We start from the raw sequence: 21,704 nt of genomic DNA on the forward strand, positions 1-21,704 counted from the left end.
GAATTACTCCTCCAGTCCCATCTCTTTATCGAGCTTGTTCATACGCCATGCATAGAAGAAGATGATCCCGATAAAGGTCAGAATTGAGCCCTGTTGAGCGAACCAGAACCCAAGGTCAGTACCGCCGACAGAGATGCCGGACAGCAGGGGACGGAACAGGATGCCGCAGCCGTAGGACACAAAGGCCCAGACGACCAGGCTACCCAGGATCAGACGAAGGTTCGTCGACCAGTATTGAGCAGCTTTGGATTTATCATCTGCCATGGTGTTTCTCCGTTTTCTTGTTATTGGAGCCGGGAAGATACGCCTTGATCTTGCATAAAGACGTGAAGCAAGAAAAGCCCCGACTTTAGTAGAACAGCCAATGGGGCTTAGTCGCCAAAACCAGAATAATCCAAATTAATCAGCAAGTTACGATCAAGCGTCAAAAACATGACCCAGCTCATGTAATACAATAGTCAAGTAAGATTCACCGCTCCCGAGGCCCGCTTTCGACCAAAGTTGCAGGTTGGGTTGATGCCCTGAACAGGGGTACACTCTGTCAGCATCCCCAAGACCCTGTATGAGAGACGCATCATGTTATCCGGCTGGTCCATCATCCTGATTTCACTGGCATACCTCGGCCTGCTGTTTGCCATCGCCTATTTTGGTGACAAAAGCAGTGCCGGCAAGCAGTGGGCAGGAAACCCGGTGGTGTACTCGCTCTCACTGGCAGTGTACTGCTCAAGCTGGACCTTTTACGGCGCCGTGGGTCGCGCCGCCTCCACCGGCTGGGAATTTCTGGCGACCTATCTGGGCCCGGTGATCGTCTTTCTGCTGGCGATCCGGGTGATCGAAAAGATCTTTCTGGTCAGCAAGCAACAGAACATTACCACCATTTCCGACTTTATCTCCTCGCGCTACGGCAAAAGCCAGAGCCTGGCGGTGCTGGTCACGGTGATCGCCGTGATGGGCACCATTCCCTACATCGCACTGCAGCTCAAGGCCGTGGCGATCAGTTACAACGCACTGGCGCCCGGAGCGACCGAGGCGATGAGCAAGGGCAGCGATACCGCCCTGTTCGTGGCGCTTTTGATGGCGGTGTTTGCGATCCTGTTCGGGACTCGTCATATCGATGCGACCGAGCATCACGAAGGGCTGGTGCTGGCGGTGGCCTTTGAATCACTGGTAAAACTCACCGCCTTTGTCGGCGTGGGTCTGTTCGTGGTGTTCGGGCTGTTTGATGGCGTCGACGAGGTGATCGAACGTGTACAGGATCAGCTCAGGCACAATGAGAACTTCGACGCTCCATTGAGCGGGGGCTTTCTGACCGAAATCGTGCTCGCCTGTGCCGCAGCCATCTGCCTGCCTCGCCAGTTCCACGTCAGCATTGTGGAAAATACCCGCCAGCGGAACCTGTTTGTCGCCCGCTGGCTGTTTCCCACCTATCTGCTTTTGATGGCCCTGTTTGTACTGCCGATCGCAACAGGCGGTATCAACTACTTCAGCAATACCGGGGTGGATGCCGACACCTACGTTCTCATGTTGCCACTGGCAACAGGGTCGGAAAACCTGGCCACACTGGCCTTTATCGGTGGCCTTTCGGCGGCGACCAGCATGGTAATCGTGGCCAGCATCACGCTGGCCACCATGGTATGCAACGACATCATCATGCCGCTCCTGTTCCGTATCTCCTGGCTGCACCTGTCCCGCTCCAAAGATCTGGGTGCACTGCTGCTGCGGGTACGTCGCATCACCATCATCTGCCTGCTGCTGATGGGCTATTTCTACTACCGCATTCTCGGTGAACAGGGGCCTCTGGCCTCTTTCGGCCTGCTGGCCTTCGTGGCCGCAATCCAGTTTCTGCCGGCCATTCTGGGTGGCATCTACTGGAAAGGCGGCACCCGTCACGGCGTGCTGGCCGGGCTCAGTGCCGGCTTCCTGCTGTGGCTCTACACCTTGGTACTGCCCACGCTCAACTCGGCCCGCCTGATCCCCATTGAGTGGCTGCCTCAGCTGAGCGGCACCGACGGCTGGCTCAGCCCTACCAGCCTGCTGGGCATGGAAGGCATGGACCCGCTCACGCACGGAGTTGTCTGGAGTCTGGGCGTCAACTGCCTGCTGTTTATTCTCGTCTCCCGGATGGCCAATGCCCGCCTGGTGGATCGCATTCAGGCCAGTGCGTTTGTCAACATCGCGGCCAAGGGCATTACCGACCCCTCGCGCCACCTGGGACAGGTTACGGTGGGTGATCTGCAAATGCTGAGTGAGCGCTTCCTCGGCATGAGCCGCACCCGTCAGGCCTTCGCCACCTTTGGTCAGCACCGCGGCGAAGGCCCGCCCATGGCGGCGGAAAAAGCGACGCCGGAGTTGATCCAGTACACCGAACGCCTGCTGGCCGGTGCCATTGGTGCCTCGTCTGCCCGCATCGTGATGGACTCCACCCTCAGGGGCAAGGAGATGGAGATCGGCGATGTGGTGACTATTGTGGACGAGGCGTCACAGGCCCTGCGTTTCAACCGCTCCCTGCTCCAGTCCACGATTGAAAACATCAGTCTGGGGATCAGCGTGGTCGACCAGCAGATGCGTCTGGTGGCCTGGAACCAGCGTTATGTCGAAATGTTCAACTACCCGGAAGGCCTGATCTGTGTTGGTCGCCCGATCGAGGAGGTGTTCCGCTATAACGCGATCAAGGGTGAGTACGGCCTGGGGGATGTGGAGCAGCAGGTGCGCATGCGACTGGACACCATCAGTTCCGGCGCACCGCACTCCTACGAGCGTTTCCGCCCCGACGGCACGGTGCTTGAAGTCCGTGGCAACCCCATGCCCAACGGCGGCTACGTCAACACCTACATGGATATCACCGAGCACAAGCGGATCGAAGAAGCGCTGCGTGAGAGCGAACACAATATCCGCATCTATACTGACAATGTGCCCGTGCTGATCGGCTACCTTGATCCGGACAAGCGCTTCCTGTTTATCAACAAGGCCTATGCCGATGCCTTCGGTCTTGACCGGCACAACATTGCCGGTGTCTCGGCGCTGGAAGCCCTGCCGGAAGAAGAGTATCTGCACCGTCGTCAATATATTGACGGTGTACTGCGCGGTGAGCGCCAGCGCTTTGAAACGCGGCTGCCCACCCGTGACGGCAGCCTGCGCTATGCCGAAGTCACCTATATCCCCCATATTGGCGAATACGGCGATGTGCTGGGTTACTTCACGCTCTACCAGGACATCACCGAGCGCCGCAAGGCGGAGCAGGCGCTGCAGGAAACCAACGAAAACCTGGAACAGCGTGTCCGTGAGCGTACCCACGCCCTCTCCGTCGTGAACAAGGAGCTGCGCAAGGAGAACACCATCCGCGCCCTGATGGAGGATGAGCTGCGCCAGGCCAAGTCTGATGCCGAGGCCGCCAACTTTGGCAAGACCCGCTTCCTGGCCGCAGCCAGCCACGACCTGCTGCAGCCGCTGAATGCCGCGCGCCTGTTCACCTCCGCGCTGGCCCAGCAGAGCCATGGCGTCGAAACCCGCCAGCTGGTGGAGAACCTGGATGGCTCTCTCAAGGCTGCCGAGGAGCTGATCACCGCGATTCTGGATATCTCCAAACTGGATGCCGGTGCACTCGAACCTGCGCTGACACACTTCTCACTGGAAGGACTGTTCCAGGCCCTGAATACGGAGTTCAGTGCCTTGGCGCAGGAAAAGGGGCTCGGGTTTGATACGGTCAGCTGCAAGCAGGTGGTGCACTCGGATCAGCAGCTGCTGCGCCGTATCATGCAGAACTTCCTTTCCAACGCCATGCGTTACACCGACAAGGGCCGGGTGCTGCTCGGTGCCCGCCGCGTCGGTCGCCAGCTGAGGCTGGAGGTCTGGGACACCGGTGTGGGTATCCCCGAGGACAAGCTGCGTGAGGTGTTTGAAGAGTTCAAACGGATCGACAACCCCAAGCACAGTCAGGTGAAAGGCCTTGGGCTCGGGCTTGCCATTACCGACCGTATCGCCCGCATGCTGGGACACCAGCTGAATGTGCGCTCCTGGCCCGGGCGCGGCACGGTGTTCAGCATTACCCTGCCACTGGGTGACCCGGCCCTGGCCCAGAAATCACGCCCCGAGAAACGAGGCTGGATTCGCAGCAAGGGCCTCAACGGCGTACGCGTGCTGGTGATCGACAACGAACCGAAGATTCTTGAGGGCATGAGCGCATTGTTGAAGGGCTGGTCATGTGAAGTCGCGGTCGCACTGTCAGCAGACGAAGCACTGGACACGCTTGCCACTGAAGGCTGGGTGCCGGACATCGTGCTGGCGGATTACCATCTGGGCGAAACCGATACCGGAATCATGGCCCTCAAGGCGCTGGCCACACTGCAAGAAGGTGAAGCGGCCGGTGAGTACTTCAGCCCTGCCATTGTCATTACCGCCGACCGCACCGATGAGGTTCGGGATGAGATCAACGCCGCCGGTGCTCAGCTGCTGACCAAGCCGGTCAAGCCTGCCGCTCTCAGAGCCATGATCAACAAGATCATGGCCAACCTGAAAGCCGGGCGGGAGTAGGCGTAGAAGCTCGCTCTCGCGCACGGAATGCACGCCCACAGCAAGCTTGCCACTGGCCTCTCACAAGCCTGTGGCAAGCGCCTTGATCGTTACTTCAGAGTATTGCGGGAGGCTGCTCTGCAGCCGAAGAGTCGTTTCAGACTTCAGTTTTGGGAGGCTCGACACCCAGCCGCTGTGCGGCGATCACCGCCTGAGTACGGCTGTGTACGCCCAGCTTGCGCAGAATGGCGGTGACATGGGCCTTGATGGTGGCTTCAGACACGCTGAGTTCATAGGCGATCTGCTTGTTTAACAGACCTTCGGTCAGCATGGTCAGAACACGGAACTGCTGTGGGGTCAGTGATGCCAGTGCTGCGGCAAACTTCTGATCCTCTTCACTGACATCATCCATGTTGTCGGTCAGCTCCTGAGGCAGCCATTCTTCGCCTTCCAGTACCGCTGTGATCGCTTCAGAGATGGTCTCCAGCGGAGCCGATTTGGGAATAAAGCCTGAGGCACCATAGTCGATGGCGCGCTTCATCACATGCGGCTCTTCACTGCCCGATACCACCACCACCGGTACACCGGGGTGCTGACCTCGCAGGAAGACCAGGCCGGAGAAACCGTGCGTGCCCGGCATGTGAATGTCCAGCAACACCAGATCGGCATCAGCATGCTGCTCGACCGCTTCCTGCACTCCGGCCAGGGTATCGGCTTCAACGATATCGATACCCGGGACCGCCTGAGTAACGGCCTGACGCAGCGCCGCGCGGAAAAGAGGATGGTCATCAGCGATTATGATCTTGTGTGCCAGTTGCATGCATCATTCTCCCAGGTACTTTGAAATGGAGAGCGCCACCGCCCCGCCAAACGGAGCCGGCCTTTTCCGGGACAGCATGATACCACTTATCAAACCATCGCGCCGCATACTGCGACCTTTGTCGGTGATATTGGACACAAACAAAAACGCCCGCTGCAGGCAGCGGGCGTTTCCTTTCGCTCAGGACTTACATCTTAGCCCTTGCGGTTCATGCGGTTCTCGATCAGATCATCCACAACGGTCGGATCGGCCAGGGTAGAAGTGTCACCCAGCGAACCGTAATCGTCTTCCGCGATCTTGCGCAGGATACGGCGCATGATCTTGCCGGAACGGGTTTTCGGCATGCCCGGGGCGAACTGGATCAGGTCCGGAGACGCGATCGGGCCGATCTCGGAGCGAACCCAGTTGCGCAGCTCTTTCATCAGCTCATCAGACTGCTCATAGCCGCTCTGCAGGGTCACGTACACGTAGATGCCCTGACCTTTCAGGTCGTGCGGGTAACCGACGACCGCCGCTTCTGCCACAGCCGGGTGCGCAACCAGTGCGGATTCCACTTCAGCGGTACCCATGCGGTGACCGGATACGTTGATGACGTCATCCACACGGCCTGTGATCCAGTAGTAGCCATCTTCATCACGGCGAGCACCGTCACCGGTGGTGTAAACGCCCTTGAAGCTGGAGAAGTAGGTCTGAGTGAAGCGATCATGGTCACCCCAGATGGAGCGGCTCTGGCCGGGCCAGGAGTCCTTGATCACCAGGTTGCCTTCGGCGGCACCTTCCAGCTCGTTGCCTTCGTTGTCCAGCAATGCAGGCTGTACACCGAAGAACGGACGGCTTGCAGAACCCGGCTTGGCGTCAGTCGCACCCGGCAGCGGCACAATCATGATGCCGCCGGTTTCGGTCTGCCACCAGGTATCCACGATCGGGCAGTTACCCTTGCCGATGATGCGGTGGTACCACTCCCAGGCTTCCGGGTTGATCGGCTCGCCCACAGAGCCCAGCAGCTTCAGGCTGGACAGGTCGGAATCGCCCATCACGTCTTCACCCTGCTGCATCAGTGCACGGATGGCCGTCGGTGCGGTGTAGAACTGGTTGACCTTGTGCTTCTCGATCACGCGACCGAAGCGGCTGTTGTCCGGGTAGCTCGGCACACCTTCAAACATCAGCGTGGTCGCGCCGTTGGCCAGCGGTCCGTACACGATATAGCTGTGACCGGTTACCCAGCCCACGTCAGCCGTGCACCAGTAGATGTCGCCTTCGTGATAGTCGAATACATACTGGTGCGTCATGGCGGCGTACACCATGTAACCGCCGGTGGTATGCTTGAGGCCTTTCGGTGCACCGGTAGAACCGGACGTATAGAGGATGAACAGCGGCGCTTCCGCGTTCATCGGCTCGGCCGGGCAGTCGTCGGACGCTGCAGCAACCGCTTCTTCGTACCAGACGTCACGGCTGTCGTTCCAGGCCACGTCTTTTTCGACACGTTTGACGACAAACACGTTTTCGACCAGTTTGCCGGCGTCGTGGTTATCCAGCGCCTTGTCGACATTGTCCTTCAGCGGCACAACCTTGCCACCGCGCAGCGAGTAGTTGGAGGTGATCACAACCTTGGAGTTGGCGCCTTCGATACGGGCTGCCAGTGCTTCCGGCGAGAAGCCGCCGAATACGATCGAGTGAACCGCACCGATGCGCGCACAGGCCAGCATGGCCACGGCGGCTTCAGGAATCATCGGCAGGTAGAGGGTGACCACGTCGCCCTTCTGAACGCCCTTGTCTTTCAGTGCGTTGGCAAAACGACAGACACGCGCATGCAGGTCACGGTAGGTGATTTTCTCATCTTCGCTCGGATCATCGCCTTCCCAGATGATGGCTACCTGATCACCGCGGGTTTCCAGATGACGGTCCAGACAGTTGTAGGAGGCGTTCAGCTCACCGTCTTCAAACCACTTGATGTCGACGTTATGCGGGTCAAATGAGGTGTTCTTGACCTTGGTGTACGGCTTGAACCATTCCAGGCGCTTGCCCTGCTCACCCCAGAAGGCTTCGGGGTCGTTGACGGACTGCTCGTACATGGCCTGATAGGTGTCACTGTCGATATGCGCCTTGGCAGCGAAAGCCGGATCGACCGGATAGACTTTTTCTTCACTCATCGTGATGCCCTTAACTTGCGAATTGTTGTTATAACTTGGTCACGCCGCTCTTGGTTATAGTCGCTATTGTCGGCGCATGCGAGTTGACTAGGGAAGGTTATACCGAAGCGTCTCCGTCCCCCTGAATTAGACATTGGTCTACTCGAACAGCAACAAAAGTCTTAGAGCAGGGAGTATGCGAATACTTACTTACCTGAGAGCATTGACTCCAGATCAATTCCCTCTTCACGCATGCGAGCCAGCTTATACCTTAGTGTCCTGGGGCTGATCCCCAGCTTCTCGGCTGCATCCTTACGGCTGCCGTTGGTGGCGCGCAAGGCTTCCACAATCAGCTGGTATTCGTGCTGCTTGAGGTCGTTGCCCAACAGTCCGTCGGGCTCGGCCTCCTCGGGCGCTGCCGGCGCGGGCGGCGCCATCTCGGCCCCCGAAAGAGGGATCGCCTGGCTGCTCAGATGCAGATCCTCTGCCCGAATCATCTGGCCGGTCTGCATGATCAGCGCACGCTGCATGACGTTATCCAGCTCACGCACGTTGCCCGGCCAGTCATACGCCTGCAGGCTGGCAGCGGCCTGGGGGTCGAGCCGAACGCCGGCCCGTTTCATTTTACGGCAGTGGTGCGCCAGCAGACGCTGTGCCAGCGGTTCGATATCTTCCCGACGCTCGCGCAGGGGCTGCCACTGCAACGGAAACACGTTCAGGCGGTAATACAGGTCTTCACGAAACTTGCCTTCGGCCACATAGTCTTCCAACCGGCGGTTGCTGGTCGCCAGCACACGCACATCCAGCGGAATGACCTTGCGGCCGCCAATGCGCTCCACTTCCTGCTCCTGCAGCACGCGCAGCAGCTTGGCCTGAAGCCCCAGATCCATCTCACTGATCTCATCCAGCAGCAGAGTGCCGCCATTGGCCTGTTCGAACTTGCCGGGCTGACTGCTGACAGCACCGGTGAAGGCCCCTTTCTCATGCCCGAACAGGGTGGCTTCCAGCATGCTCTCGGGGATAGCGGCGCAGTTGATGGCAATAAACGGCTGGCCCTTGCGCGCGGAATGGCTGTGGATAAACCGGGCCAGTACTTCCTTGCCGGTGCCCGATTCACCGGTAATCAAAACGGTGGAGTCGGTCACCGCTACACGCTGGGCAAGCTGCAGCAGCTGCCGGCTGCCGGGGGCTTCGGCCACCGGAGCCGCTTCGTCCTGAGTCACCACGCCCTGGGCATGGTTGCGGATCAACGCAATCAGCTGATCCGGTTCAAACGGCTTCATCAGGTAATCGACTGCTCCGTTGCGAATCGCATCGACCGCCTTGCTGACCTGACCATAGGCCGTAATGAGCGCGACCGGCAGCGCCGGGTGGTGCTGACGCAGATGTGCCAACAGCTCATGGCCATCCATGCCCGGCATATTGACGTCCGACACCACCATATCCACGGCATGCCCCTGCAGGCGCTCCAGTGCCTCTTCCCCGCTGCCGGCTTCCACGTAGCGAATGCCCGCCAGATCAAGGGTGTCGGCGATCGCTTCTCGCAAATCCACATCGTCTTCAACGATCAGTACGGTCGCGCTCATGAGACTCCTTCGTCAGTTTTCAGCAAGGGTAATCGGAAACGTGCCCGGGTGCCTTGCCCCGGGCTCGATGTCAGTTCAAATTCGCCATGATGTGCTCGCGCCATCACCTGAGCGATTGCCAGCCCCAGCCCGGTTCCATGCGACCGGGTGGTATAAAACGGCTCCTGCGCGCGCTGGAGCGTTTCCGCATCCATGCCCGGGCCCGAATCGATCACATCAATTTGCAGCTGGCCGGCCTGCTCGCTCAAGTGAAGCTTGAGCTCGCTTCCCTCGCCACAGGCCTGCAGCGCATTGTTCACCAGACTCAGTACTGCGCCGAGCAACGCTTCGAGGTTACATTGAATGCGCGCATCGGGCGCGTCGTTGATACAGTCGCAGTCGGCATCATATTGTGTCAGCGGCTGGTCCAGCAGATCTTCAAGCCGCGCCATCAGCGTGCGGCCGTCCACGCGATCTTCCAGTCTGGTTTCGCCACGCGCGAAAATAAGCATGTCTCGCACCTGCTGCTCCAGGTGCGTAAGCCTGGACTTCACCTTGCCGGCAAAGCGGATCCGCTTTTCATCGTCCAGCTCTGGCGCCATCAGATGGCTGGCGTACAGGAGAGCGGCTGACAGTGGTGTGCGCACCTGATGCGCCAAAGACGCCATCATGCGGCCCATCTCGGACAGACGCTGGTAGTGGTGCAGTTGCTCCTGCAGGGTACGCGTGTGGGTCTGATCGGTGAGGAATACCAGCTGTCCCGGTTCGCCTTCCAGTGACTGGGTCGATAGACTGACACGGCGCCCGTTTTTAAGTGACACCTCGTGCCCATCGTCAGGCCGTGGCGCAAAGCAGGCGTTAATCACTTCCAGCCAGGTTGTGTCCTGTAGCTCAACCCCCAGCAGGGCCTCTGCAGCCGGGTTATATTCAGTAACACGCCCGTTTTGTCCGATGACCAGCACACCACCGGGCATGCGATTGACGAGCCGTCTCAGCCGCTGCAGGCTGGCATTATCATGCGCCAGCCGAGCATTCTGCTGTTCCAGCTCCGCGATACGGGCTTCCAGCCGCGCAATCTCCGTGTGTGAGTCGGTTGTCTCCGTCACTGACGTTCAATTCCGTATTTGCGCATTTTCTCGACCAGTGTCGTGCGGCGGATCTGTAACAGCCGTGCCGCCCGCGACACCACCTGATTGGCCGCTTCAAGTGCCTGACGAATCAGCTGCTGCTCATGCTCTTCCAGCCAGGCTTTCAGGTCGAGCCCTTCCGCCGGCAAATCGGTTTGCAGAGGAGCCGAGGGCGCCTGCGTGACCGCCCGCAATATATCCATCGGCGCCGGCTCCTCTTCCGGCTGGGGCTCCGCCACGGATTCATAATGGTCCGGGTTGGGCTCCGGCAAGTGTCGAAACTTTGACGGCAACTCACTGACGCCGATCACGCCACCGGGATGGATGATGCTCAGGCGTTCCACCAGGTTGGCCAGCTCACGCACGTTACCCGGCCAGGGGTGACGCTTGAGTGACTCCAGTGCTGCCGGATGGAAATGCAAACGCCCGGCTTCATCATCGTCGACCTGTTCACACAAATTGTGGATCAGTAACGGCAAGTCTTCCAACCGTTCACGCAAGGCCGGCATTTCGATGGGAAAGACATTGAGGCGGTAATAGAGATCTTCGCGGAAGTGACCGTCCTGAATCATCAGCTCCAGGTTTTTGTGGGTCGCGGCGATAATGCGAACATCGACATCCAGCGTTTTACTGCCCCCGACGCGCTCGAACTGTTTCTCCTGCAACACGCGCAACAGCTTGACCTGCATCGGCAGCGGCATGTCACCAATCTCGTCCAGAAACAGCGTGCCGCCATTGGCCAGTTCAAAACGTCCCGGTCGACTGGAAATTGCGCCGGTAAAGGCCCCCTTCTCATGGCCAAACAGTTCACTTTCCAGCAACTCGGACGGAATGGCACCACAGTTCACCGGTACAAAAGGCCCTTCTCGGCGACTGGAATGCTCGTGCAGACAGCGCGCCACAACCTCCTTGCCGGTACCCGACTCCCCGGTAATCAACACACTGATATCACGTGGCGCAACCTGGGCGATGAGCTGACGAATTTCACGCACCGGGCGACTTTGACCCACAAAGCCGGGCATTTCGGGCAGGTCCTGCCAGGTGTCAGCTCCCTGTTCATTGAGGACAGAGCACTGATGCAGCCAGTCCATCACCTGTGGATAACGGTAAGGCGGGGTCAGAACCCCCAGGATTCGATAGCGCGCAAAGTCGGAGCGTTCCAGCTCCGGCCACTCGCATGACAGCAATTTGGGGATTCGGTGCGAAGGATCCAGATCCGTGATCAGCTTGCTGAGTGCAATCGGCAAGGTGCTCTCGCCGATCAACACCAAGGACACGGCATCCAGCGGTATCGTTTTACCCTGCTGCAACCAGGTCACGAAGTCAAAAACATGACACTGATGCCCAAGCAGTTCAAACACTGCACAAAGGCTGTCACGCCGTTTGGCGTCATCATCCAGTATCAGTATGTCGGAAACACGGGACGGGCTCTGTCCTTGCATGGTTGAATCCCTGTTTGTCAGGATTCTGTCAAAGGTACTGGAAGCTGAGGATATGTCAATAGATTGACATCAGTAAGAGAGGGTTACACTCCTGGAATTGTCCTGGCTCTCAGTTGCGGCTGAAAATAACCACACCCACACGGTCTATATGCTCCTTCAGTCTGGGGTTGTTCAAGGTGTCGTAATGCAGAATATCGACCGGATAAGGAAAATCGCTGTCATCAATTTCGAGCATCAAGCGTGCAATCTTGAACCGGTCAAGCTGCTCGCCCTTGACGGCAAGGTCCACATCACTGCGGTCATGCCAATTCCCCTTGGCACGTGACCCATAGAGCACTGCCTGTGTAATGTCAGAACAGCCTAGAAAACAATCATGTAGAACCTGCATCTGATCAGCCGTAAGACCTCCCGTGGGCTCATGCATCGTCAAGCATATCCTCCATCCAGCCGAAATATCGGTTTTCCAACACCGGGAGATATCGGTTACGAATGGTATCGATGACCGCTTCAAACTTGGCGAAGTCATAGGTATGGCTCATCAAGTTACGATCACCAATCATATCCAGCCAAGCGTCTGAATCGTCGATATAGCCGTTGCTGTATGCTTGTCGCACTACCGCCTTTGGCGAAATCTGATCCAGCATCAGGCCATCAGCCTGCATTCTGTCTTTCAAAACTTTCCAGGCCAGTTCAAAGGTGTACTCAAAGCGCTGAATAATGCCCTCTTTTTCCAGTTGGCTCAGCCCCGCCGGGTCCAACTCCATTGCCTCGCGCAACAGACTAAAGGCACGTGAAAAGTTTTGAAAACGCTGCTTCCAACGCACATCGTCCGAGTTGTTCAAAGTCACACCTTTCTGGATTGTTACACTTGGAGCGTATACACAAAACCGGGCATAGGCCCGGTTTTATGTGTTTAAGATGTTACAAGCCCAAGGCTTTTCATGTGCTCAGCTTTCCGAATAAGCCGTCGTCTGGTGCTCTTCAGACGGAATTTGTGACCAGCCTTCGGAAATGGTGACAATCAGTTCACTCACTTCCTTCACCTTGGTCGCATCATTTTCGCGGTTAGCCTGCATCAGAGTACGCAGCATGTAGTCGTAAAGACTATCCAGGTTCTCGGCCACTTCACCACCCTGCTCAAAGTTCAGGCTGCCCTTGAGGTTAACGATTATTTCGGTGGCCTTGTTGATCTGCTGAGTACGCAGCTGGATATCCTTACGCTCAATGGCACCGGCTGCCTTGGCCAGCGCCTCAAGAGTCCCTCGGAACAGCATGCTAATCAGCTGGTGTGGGCTTGCAGCTTCAACCGCCGTGTTCAGATCGACGCTTTTATACTGGTTGAGGGCTTTATTGATCATTCAGTTTGCATCCCATACATAGGTGTCAAGTTGACGCGTTACTTACTCTGGGCCGTAAAGGGCAGTCGGTCCAGAAGACCATCCAAAGAATCGCCTGTACTCTGGAGGCTTGTTACAATTTTTTCCATCGCCAGGAACTGAGCACTGATACGCGCTTCAAATTGCTCCATGCGACGATCCAGCTCTTCACGATCGTCGTCGATACGGTCGAGCTGGTTACCCATATTCTCTTCTCGGTTGGCAATACTGCCATCCTTGGACAGAAAGCGTTCAATCAGGTTGTTAAGCTCACCACCCAGCCCGCGAGAGAAACCAATACTGAAAGTGCCTTCTGCAGCGGCACCCGGACGAACACTCAGGTTCAAGCCATAGGCGTCCGAGCCCAGTTCTGGCAACAACACTTCACCGGCGCCGAACCCGGGCTCACCGTTGATAGTGCCGGCCACATCTCGCCCAGCTGTTGACGTTACGCTGCCAGTATCCAGCCCGAGAGTAGCCATGTCTGCCCCCTGGTTACTGAGCGACACTTTAGAGTTGGCACCATATTCGCGGGAGGTAAATGAGAACTGTCCGGTCGCCGCATCAAAGCCCACATCGACCTTTGCATTGGCACCCTTCAGGTTTTCATCGCCATTAATCAGCGACTGCATCTCAGTGCGCAGCTCTTCTGCGTTGGCATAGCTTCCGCTCAGGGTAATGGTGTTGGATTTAACACCATTCACTGAAATATCAAAACTGTAGTCACCAGTACTTGCATCAAAAGGCGGGGTATCAAACAGAGTACCTATATCCGCTCCACTCAGTACACCCTTGCTTGGGTCCTGCGTAATCTCAACATCATAGCTGCCGGGTACCGTATTGCCGACACGCGTTCCAGTACCAACTTCAACGAAACTGTTCTCTGAGGAGGTATTCTGGGCAAACAGTTCACCCACCAAGTCAAAGTTATTACTAAACGCCGCGCTGAACTCCTCTTCGCTTATGGAGAGCGAACCATCACGTTCGGTACGAATACCCAAATTGGTCAATGCCGTAAATCCGGACTCGATACCATCCACTTCATTACCAATCATTTCACGTACTCGGCTGACAAGGGCTTTTGCCGTACCATCCGTCGCCAGATCGCCGCGAACGGTGTTATTGTTTTCATCCTTGCTGTAACCGGTCAGATTTTTGGCTGTGGTCAGGAAGCTGTTATAGGCTTCGACAAAATCTCGTACCGCCTGCTCTGCAACGCCTTTGTCCACATCAACCGAAAAGTTTATCTTCTCGCCCACAGAGGCCTTGTTCAGCGTGAAATTAAAGCCGTCAATTACATCATCAATGGTATTGGTTTGACGGTTAATCGTCAGACCATTTACCTTCATGACCGCATCGCTCGCCTGCTGGGTTTCAAGGGCGGAAAGGTTTCCCATATTGAAACCAAAATCGGAAAGCGAAGGATCAGAGGCGGTAATCTGCATGGCATTGTCAGCACCCGACGGAGAGCTCAGCATCAGCTGATAGTTACCGTCCACGTTCATTACGCTGGCCTGAATGCCCGAATCGCTGTCGTTGATTTTGTCGGCGATTGTTTCCAGGGAGTCACTGGCGTCAACGGTGATATTGAGTGCTGCCTTGTCACCATTAACGGTAAAGCCGGTCGGGTTGTCACTCACATCATAGGCCCACTCACCAAACTGAATGGTCAGCTCGCCACTGTTACCCAAAGCGGCCTTGGGATCTGAGTTCGATCCCATTACCAGCGTCTGGGCACTGGCAACGCTTTCAACCTCAATCTGATAGCTGCCCGTTTGAGCACCTGCGTCAAGGGAATTTGGGGTAATGACATCAGTGTCCGGGAAGGCGACCGAACGGGCATTGAAGGTGTCTGCATTTCCAAGCGGTGACAACACCCCCTGGAACTCGGACAGAGCACTCTTCAGTGTTCCGTAAGCAGAGATCTGCGACTCCAGCTCTGTTTGACGCTGATCAAGACGCTGCTCTCTGGGTGCACGTTCGATTTCGGTCAGCTGGGACACCAGGCTCTGGGTATCAATCCCTGAACCACCACCCAATGACGAAATGATATTGGTCATATAACCTCCCCGATAATGCTGGTGTCAGCTTATCAGAATGGGATGAAGGCGTCAGACGGTTTCATCAAAGATGATGCCCACCATGCCTTCGAGATACTCGGCGAACTTCAGCGTTTCTTCCGTGGGGATCTGTCGCACAACTTCATCGGTTTCCAGGTCCATGACCTTGATCACCACCTTCTCGGTGGAATCATCAACCGAAAAGTTCAGTGAACGACGCCCACTCTGCATCAGTTCATTCATCTTCTCGACAGCATCCTGCAGCTTGTCCATCGACAGCTCAGTCTGTTCAGCGGTATTGGTCTGCTGTAAAGCACTGGTGCTGTTATTGACAGTCGAGACTGGCTCCATGCCCGTAGATGAAGGCCCAGACTGTTGTCGGGAAGATGCCGTATTGGCAGCTACGGTTTGCGGGTTGGATACGCCAGAGGTTTCGATACTCATACCCTTACCTCTCGTTCAAAAGGGCCGCCCGAAGGGGCGGCCCGGATTAAAGAAGACCAGTATCTGTATTCTAGCCTTCTTTACCATCTTACTGCAGCAGTGACAGTACCTGCTGCGGTGCTGCGTTGGCCTGTGCCAGCATGGAAGTACCGGCCTGCTGCAGTACCTGTGAGCGTGACAGCGCTGCAGATTCAGCGGCGAAATCAGCATCCTCGATTCGAGAACGTGCAGCCGATACGTTTTCAGAGATGCTGGACAGGTTGTTGATGGTAAAGTCCAGACGGTTATTCACCGCACCCAAGTCACCTCGAGTTGAGTTGATGGTATCAAGGGCATTATCGATGATGCCGATCGCTTTCTGCGCACCATTCACAGTAGAGATATCAATACTATTTACTGCAGCCCCGAACTTGCCATCAGCAGTTGTATTAGCGTCTAACAGGCCAGTAGCATTAGCGCCATTAGAGTTCACATCAACACTAATAGGGCTTCCACTGTCTGAAGTCAGTTTCACCCCACCGGAGGCATCTGCAACTGTAACACCACCACCCAATATGGTAGTCAGAGCAGCCCCGTTATCAGAAGCACCGGAGGCATCACCAAAGGTGATCGAAGAAACATCACCCTCAAGACGCAGGTATTCCCCATCCTGAGCAGCGGAAATGCCAGTACTTGTAGTTTCGGCATTGATGGCCGTAACAAGCGCATCCAAATCTGCACCAGAGGTGATTGTCACGCCATTCATTGTAAAGTCACCGGCGGCCCAAGCACCTGTCGCAGCACCAGTATCAATTTCAACAGACGTAAACGCATTGGCAGTAACGCCAGTCTCACCGCTTACCTTGTTAATGGCAGCGACTGTATCTTGAAGGTCACCGGACTCACCCGCACCAACCTTCACTCCGTTAATGGTCACATCACCTGCGGCCAGTGTCGAACCATCACCGGCAGCACCCTCAATCACACCGGAAGTATTATTTTCTCGAAAACCAAAAGCTGCCAAGGTCGCCGTATCACCGACAGACCCTCTCTCTACAAGTACCGGCTCGCCATCATCGGAGTTCAAGGTGATTGACGCAGCAGCATCTGTCAAGGTACCAGTGGCCCCGGCAACGTCCGAACCATTGGTAGTCATATCAATGCCTGCCACATTTTCTGCACTGATAGTAAGCTTTCCATCGTCACCAACTGAGGCAGAAATCAGACCACCACCTTCTTCATTCAGTTTAGCGACGAGTTCGTCCATGTTTTCGGTACCAGTCACACTAATCGCGGCAGTTGTACCATCCAGTTTATCAAGGCTGATCGTAAGTGTATCCGTACCCTCTACCAGCACACCTGTGCCGACACTTGAAGCAGTAGTCTCCGCATAAGTCCCAGCGGTAACTCCACGCACATTGGTATTGATTTTATCGATCAACTCACCGAAGTTGTCAGTACCCCCAGTCCAGCTTTCGCCTGTCGCCAAAATAGACTGCCCATTAATATCAATAGAGTTAGCAGTCAATGTGGTAGTATCTGCAACGAGAGTACTGGCCGCACCCATAACATCAGAGCTGGTTGATCCCAGGCCAAGAGTCTTGGCATCCATCGCCTGCACTTCAAAGGTAATGGTTTCATTAGCCTCAGAACCTACCTGCAGGTCGACTTTACCCAGAGAGCCATCCAGAATTTTCTGACCGTTGAAAGAAGTGGTTTCAGAAATACGGTTCAGCTCTTCTTTCAGCTGTTTAACCTCTGCGTTCAGTGTAGAGCGGTTACCTTCAGAGTAGGTACCGTTCGCAGACTGGATGGACAGTTCGCGCATACGCTGCAGAATGTTGGTGGACTCTTCCAGCGCACCCTCAGCCGTCTGGATCAGGGAGATACCGTCGTTGGCGTTACGAACGGCCTGGTCCAGACCACGTACCTGAGAGGTCATGCGGTTGGAGATTGCCAGACCGGCGGCATCGTCAGCAGCGGAGTTGATGCGCTTACCGCTGGTCAAACGCTCCATTGCGGTGTTCAGGTCATTGTTGGTTTTAGTCAGCTGGTTCTGTGCGTTCAGCGACATGATGTTGGAGTTGATTACCATTGCCATGAGTGTATCTCCTCAGATAGCGACCGTTTCACTTGGTCGACTGTATGCAATTAGTGCAAAGCCTGGGGCGTTTACCGCCGTGTACTTTGTGTATCGGCCCCAGGGACAGAAGCTTTAAAACTTTTTTCTGTCACCTGCTGCGCTTGAATACTTGTATCGGCCACGTCAGACTCGGCATTAGATAAATATGAGGATTTTCCATGGACACCATTACTGCACTCGCGCTGGAACTTTTGCAGGCAACGAAAACACTGGTGGAACGCTGTGAGCAGGAAGACTGGGATGCCATTGCCCCTATACAAGCCCAGCGTGAGCAGCTGGTCGCCGCCCTGGATAAGGAAAGCCAGCAGCCTTACCCCCGCGACGTCCTGGTCGGCTGTCGCAGCCTGCTGACTGAAGCACAGGCTCTTGAGCAGCGTGCTACCCAGATTCTGACTCAACAGAAAGAAGAAGCAGGCGAGGCATTCCAAAAACTGAAAGCGGCCGATAAGGCACGCAAGGCCTACGACCGCTTTCGCTAGAATGGAGCCCTGAATCAGCGAATATAGTTGAACAGGCTCAGGTCCTTTATTTTGCTGAAGCTGGAGAAGGTGGCTTCAAGTGCCAGGCTGCGTTTGGCCAGCTCGGTTGAGGCTGCCGCATAGTCCAGATCCTGCACCGCCGACAGTGTCCCTTCTGTCATCAGTTTGAAGTCCGTATTACTGAGTTCAGCCTTATCCAGCTTATTCACACGCGCACCCAGCGTGGAAGTCGCTTCCGACAACCGTCCCTGAGACTGATTCAGCTGATCAAGTGTCAAGGCAAACCGTTCACTCAGCTCGGCCTTGGCCAGCGCTTTACCGTCGACCGGTTCGCGCATCAGTTCCACCGTTTCCATTACAGCATTCAGGATATTGGTGGGGGGCTGATCAAACTGCAACCTGGTTTCAGACGTTGCCGGCGTATCAACTGCAAAAGCAGCAGTGGACGTATCCGTTACCGATGAAAGATCCACATCGAAGCTGACGGCCGGAGGGCCTGCCAGGTTCACGGTCTGGGTCGGTGCGCCCGAAGCGATACCGGTGGCAGACGCCAGAACATTGCCAGCCTGGTCGGTCACTTCATAGGCATATTCATCCGCGGTTTCGTCATACGACGCACTGATCGAGACATCACCCGTGGTTTCACGCATCAGTTGCAGAAAGTCTGCTTGAGAGGATACGTTTGTGGTATCCAGCATGTCACTGCCAGCCCCATAGGTACTGACTGCGGAAGGAGCCGGGCTGGCTGGTTCAGTTAGCTCAAGGTTAACAAACGCCCCGGGCAGTTTGATTTCCGGCACGTTTCCGGTGGTAAAAGGAATACCCTGCTGTGGGGTATCATTAGCGTCCCGCACTACATTGCCGGCGCTGTCTCTAAGGGTGAAGGTGCTGACCGTTGACCCTGACCCACTGTCCACATACTGATCAACCTCGACCAGAATATCCCCGGTCTCACGCATGAAACCTTCAAATGCATCCACATCGGTGATACGCACGGACTCTTCTGTCAACGCCGCTTTCAGGCTGCCGGTTGCCTTCAGGCCCGGTTCATCGGTCACCGATTCAAACAGATACTTGCCGTTGTCAGTAGACTGAACATACAGGGCACTCGACACCTGAATATCCCGGCTGGTGCCGTCACCCTGATACTGATATCGGCCGCCCTGCTCAACATATGTCTGAACGTTGCCCTGTGAGCCCGAAAACAGATACTCGCCTTTTGCATCCTGTGTATTCATCAAGCCGGCCGAGTATTCAACCAGCTCTTCCAGCTCGTATGAAATCGTTGTGCGGTCTGCATCGCTGAGCGTACCATTAGCCGCATACAGTACCAGCTCACGCATGCGATCCTGGGCGGTATTCAGGTCATCCAGTGTGGTTTCTTCCAGCTCCAAACGACGACGAGAAGCGTCTATGTTGGTCTGGAACATCTCCAGCTGCGCCAGCTCACGCTTCAGGCTCACGACCTGACTGGCGCCCACCGGATCTTCCGCCAGGCGGGTAAACTGCTTGCCGCTGGACAGCTTGTCCTGGATATCCAGCAATGATGACTGGTTCTCCATCATGCTGTTGCTGGCATTAAAAAAGATCTGACCGGTTGAGATACGCATACTTATCTCCTCACAGCACTGATCAGGCTGTCAAAAATAGACTGATAGGCCGAAATCAGCTGAGCAGACGCGGAATAGGCCTGCTGAAACTTGACCAGGTTGGCGGCTTCTTCATCCAGGTTCACACCCGCCACACTCTGCAACGCACTTTCACTGGACTGCAGTACCGCCTTGCTGGAGGTGTAAGCAATCTCGGATGTGCTGGCCTGCGTTCCCACCTTGGCCAACATCTGGCCATAGGTGTCCTGGTAACTGAACCCGTTCACCAATGGCTCATCCTGAAAGTTGGACATGGCCAAAGCGTTCGAGTTGTCAGAGTAACCATCAACGTTGCGCTCTATGGTGAATCGATCGCCCGGATTGGGCTGGTTTTCCAGTGTAATGCCGTAGTCTTCCAGTTCAATCGGCTCCCCTTCTGCGTATTCAATCTGTTCCATGTCATCAAATACGACCGGGTTATCCGGATCACTCATGTCATATACCGTAAAGGTCGGCACATCGCTGCCCGCGGCTGGCGCGTTGAACACGATCTCCAGCGGCAGCGTCACATTTCCTGAACGCAGGGCCGAAGTATCCTTGGCGTTTGTCACCTCAAGGGCAGCGATTTCAGCATTGCCGCTATTGGTACTGGCCGCTTCGGCCCGCAAGGGCGATGCCAGCGCCAACAGCTTGGGATTGGTAATTTCGGTATCCATCAACTGGGCGCCGGTACGTGTCGGCTGAACCAGAAAACTGTCACCGGTACTGTAACCGCTGCTGGAAGCCTCCAGATGCACGGTCATACCATCCAGGCTGATTTTCAACTTGTTGCCATCCCGCTCGAATACGCGATCCTGCTGCAGTGTTTGTTGATCTGAGGGCAAGGTTGCGATGTCTGTAAAATCGGACATATCAAAGCGTTGACCATCACTCAGCCGGGTAACAACGAAGTCATTCACACCGGTGAACTTCACCTCATAATCACTGGCGGTCAGGTCAGTAACATCATAGAAATTAACGGTGGAGCTCAGGGTGGGGTTTTTGTTGCCACTATTGGCTGTCACCTGCCCGTATTCGATAGGCGTAAACAGGTTTTCACCCATATCGCCGTTCAGGTCCATGCCTTTCCGGTGCTGCTCATTCATGCTTTCGGAGAAAACGATCGCCAGGCGGCCAACTTCGCTGATGGTCGGGTTCAACACCTCGTCCTTGTAGCGCCGCAATCCGCCAATGGCGCCCTGACCCAGCTGGTCGGTTACATTCGCCGTGGTAGCACCATTGGTCATAAAGATATCCAGCTGGGACGGATCTGACTCGCTGTTGCGTAGTTCCAAACGTGCGGCGGAACTGCCGATAATCAGCGGCTGGCCCTGCCCCATCATCACGTTGTAGGAAGATCCGCCATTCTGCTCGATGACATCGACATTGATATATCCAGACAACTCCTTGACCAGCAGGTCGCGCTTATCCTTCAGCACATTGGAATTCTGACCAGACGCATCCAGCGTGCCGATCTGCACATTCAAATCCGCGATATTCTGGGTGATAGAGTTGACCGAATTGGTCATGCTGCGCAGTTCTGTGTTGATCAAGTCACTCTGCTCACGGAGCTTGGCGTCAAAATCCGTGAAGGAGTTGGTGAGTGATTTGGCCTCGGCCAGGAAAAGCTCGCGGTTGGCGATGAACAGGGGGTCATCCACTACCTGCTGCAGCGACTCAAAATAGCTGTCCATGGACGCCGACAGGCTGGTGGACTCGGACACCATCATTTTGTCAAGCAGCGCAATTTTTTCGGAGAAGGCTTCGTTGCTGCTCATGACAGACGTATCCGACCAGACCTGACGCACCAGAAACTGGTCTGTAACACGTTTAATATCTTGAACTTCCACCCCAAGAACCGGAGGGTCCTGGGTACCGAACTGCACCGTCTGACGGGTATAACCGTCAGTGTTCACGTTGGCGATGTTCTGGCCCACATTGGACAAGGCTGTCTGGTTCGCATTCAGTGCCTGAACACCGATATTAAGAATACTGGAACTCAT

16 protein-coding genes are annotated in these 21,704 nt (G+C 55.9%); 2 read left to right on the top strand and 14 right to left on the bottom strand.

Annotation, left to right across the window (positions count from 1 at the left end):
• Positions 1–3: 3 nt before the first annotated feature.
• Positions 4–264, bottom strand: a complete 261-nt coding sequence (locus tag H9C73_RS07285; RefSeq protein WP_209287154.1) for a DUF4212 domain-containing protein — start codon at positions 262–264, stop codon at positions 4–6.
• Positions 265–576: 312 nt separating this feature from the next.
• Between H9C73_RS07285 and H9C73_RS07290 the strand changes: the two genes are divergently transcribed.
• Positions 577–4,530, top strand: coding sequence for a hybrid sensor histidine kinase/response regulator (locus H9C73_RS07290; protein ID WP_209287155.1), 3,954 nt, complete (start codon positions 577–579; stop codon positions 4,528–4,530).
• Positions 4,531–4,666: 136 nt separating this feature from the next.
• Here the strand turns inward: H9C73_RS07290 and H9C73_RS07295 are convergent, their stop codons facing one another.
• From H9C73_RS07295 to H9C73_RS16345, 11 genes are all read right to left on the bottom strand, one after another.
• Positions 4,667–5,329 carry a response regulator transcription factor gene (locus H9C73_RS07295; protein ID WP_209287156.1) on the bottom strand — a complete coding sequence of 221 codons (663 nt, stop codon included), beginning with the start codon at positions 5,327–5,329 and terminating at the stop codon, positions 4,667–4,669.
• A 194-nt stretch (positions 5,330–5,523) separates the two neighbouring features.
• On the bottom strand, positions 5,524–7,479 hold the full coding sequence (gene acs / locus H9C73_RS07300; RefSeq protein ID WP_209287157.1) for an acetate--CoA ligase: 1,956 nt from the start codon (positions 7,477–7,479) through the stop codon (positions 5,524–5,526).
• Positions 7,480–7,664: 185 nt separating this feature from the next.
• A complete protein-coding gene (locus H9C73_RS07305; RefSeq protein WP_209287158.1) occupies positions 7,665–9,044 on the bottom strand; it encodes a sigma-54-dependent transcriptional regulator in 1,380 nt (459 codons plus the stop codon).
• The gene (locus tag H9C73_RS07310; RefSeq protein ID WP_209287159.1) at positions 9,041–10,129 is read right to left on the bottom strand and encodes a sensor histidine kinase; all 1,089 of its coding nucleotides are present in this window, start codon (positions 10,127–10,129) and stop codon (positions 9,041–9,043) included. Before H9C73_RS07310 ends, H9C73_RS07305 begins: the two co-directional genes overlap by 4 nt.
• Positions 10,126–11,592, bottom strand: coding sequence for a sigma-54 dependent transcriptional regulator (locus tag H9C73_RS07315; protein WP_209287160.1), 1,467 nt, complete (start codon positions 11,590–11,592; stop codon positions 10,126–10,128). The genes H9C73_RS07310 and H9C73_RS07315 overlap by 4 nt, the downstream gene beginning before the upstream one ends.
• Positions 11,593–11,701: 109 nt before the next feature.
• Positions 11,702–12,016 (bottom strand): nucleotidyltransferase domain-containing protein, encoded by a 315-nt coding sequence (locus tag H9C73_RS07320; RefSeq protein ID WP_209287161.1) that lies wholly within the window; start codon positions 12,014–12,016, stop codon positions 11,702–11,704.
• Positions 12,009–12,434, bottom strand: a complete 426-nt coding sequence (locus H9C73_RS07325; RefSeq protein ID WP_209287162.1) for a nucleotidyltransferase substrate binding protein — start codon at positions 12,432–12,434, stop codon at positions 12,009–12,011. The genes H9C73_RS07320 and H9C73_RS07325 overlap by 8 nt, the downstream gene beginning before the upstream one ends.
• Positions 12,435–12,539: 105 nt before the next feature.
• Positions 12,540–12,950: a flagellar export chaperone FliS gene (fliS, locus tag H9C73_RS07330; protein ID WP_209287163.1), complete on the bottom strand. Its 411-nt coding sequence runs from the start codon at positions 12,948–12,950 to the stop codon at positions 12,540–12,542.
• A 38-nt stretch (positions 12,951–12,988) separates the two neighbouring features.
• A complete protein-coding gene (gene fliD / locus H9C73_RS07335) occupies positions 12,989–15,028 on the bottom strand; it encodes a flagellar filament capping protein FliD (RefSeq protein ID WP_209287164.1) in 2,040 nt (679 codons plus the stop codon).
• 51 nt (positions 15,029–15,079) lie between these two features.
• Positions 15,080–15,472 carry a flagellar protein FlaG gene (locus tag H9C73_RS07340; RefSeq protein WP_209287165.1) on the bottom strand — a complete coding sequence of 131 codons (393 nt, stop codon included), beginning with the start codon at positions 15,470–15,472 and terminating at the stop codon, positions 15,080–15,082.
• Positions 15,473–15,560: 88 nt separating this feature from the next.
• Positions 15,561–17,552, bottom strand: a complete 1,992-nt coding sequence (locus H9C73_RS16345; protein WP_209287166.1) for a flagellin N-terminal helical domain-containing protein — start codon at positions 17,550–17,552, stop codon at positions 15,561–15,563.
• Between the two features lie 200 nt (positions 17,553–17,752).
• Between H9C73_RS16345 and fliT the strand changes: the two genes are divergently transcribed.
• Complete coding sequence (gene fliT, locus H9C73_RS07350) at positions 17,753–18,073, top strand: flagellar protein FliT (protein WP_209287167.1); 321 nt, start codon at positions 17,753–17,755, stop codon at positions 18,071–18,073.
• 14 nt (positions 18,074–18,087) lie between these two features.
• Here fliT and flgL read toward each other — a convergent pair whose 3' ends face one another.
• Together flgL and flgK are read right to left on the bottom strand one after the other, a co-directional pair.
• Positions 18,088–19,683: a flagellar hook-associated protein FlgL gene (flgL, locus tag H9C73_RS07355; protein WP_209287168.1), complete on the bottom strand. Its 1,596-nt coding sequence runs from the start codon at positions 19,681–19,683 to the stop codon at positions 18,088–18,090.
• Between the two features lie 2 nt (positions 19,684–19,685).
• Positions 19,686–21,704, bottom strand: a complete 2,019-nt coding sequence (gene flgK / locus H9C73_RS07360; protein ID WP_209287169.1) for a flagellar hook-associated protein FlgK — start codon at positions 21,702–21,704, stop codon at positions 19,686–19,688.

Origin of the sequence: Marinobacterium alkalitolerans (genome assembly GCF_017776525.1) — a bacterium.
GTDB lineage: Bacteria > Pseudomonadota > Gammaproteobacteria > Pseudomonadales > Balneatricaceae > Marinobacterium > Marinobacterium alkalitolerans.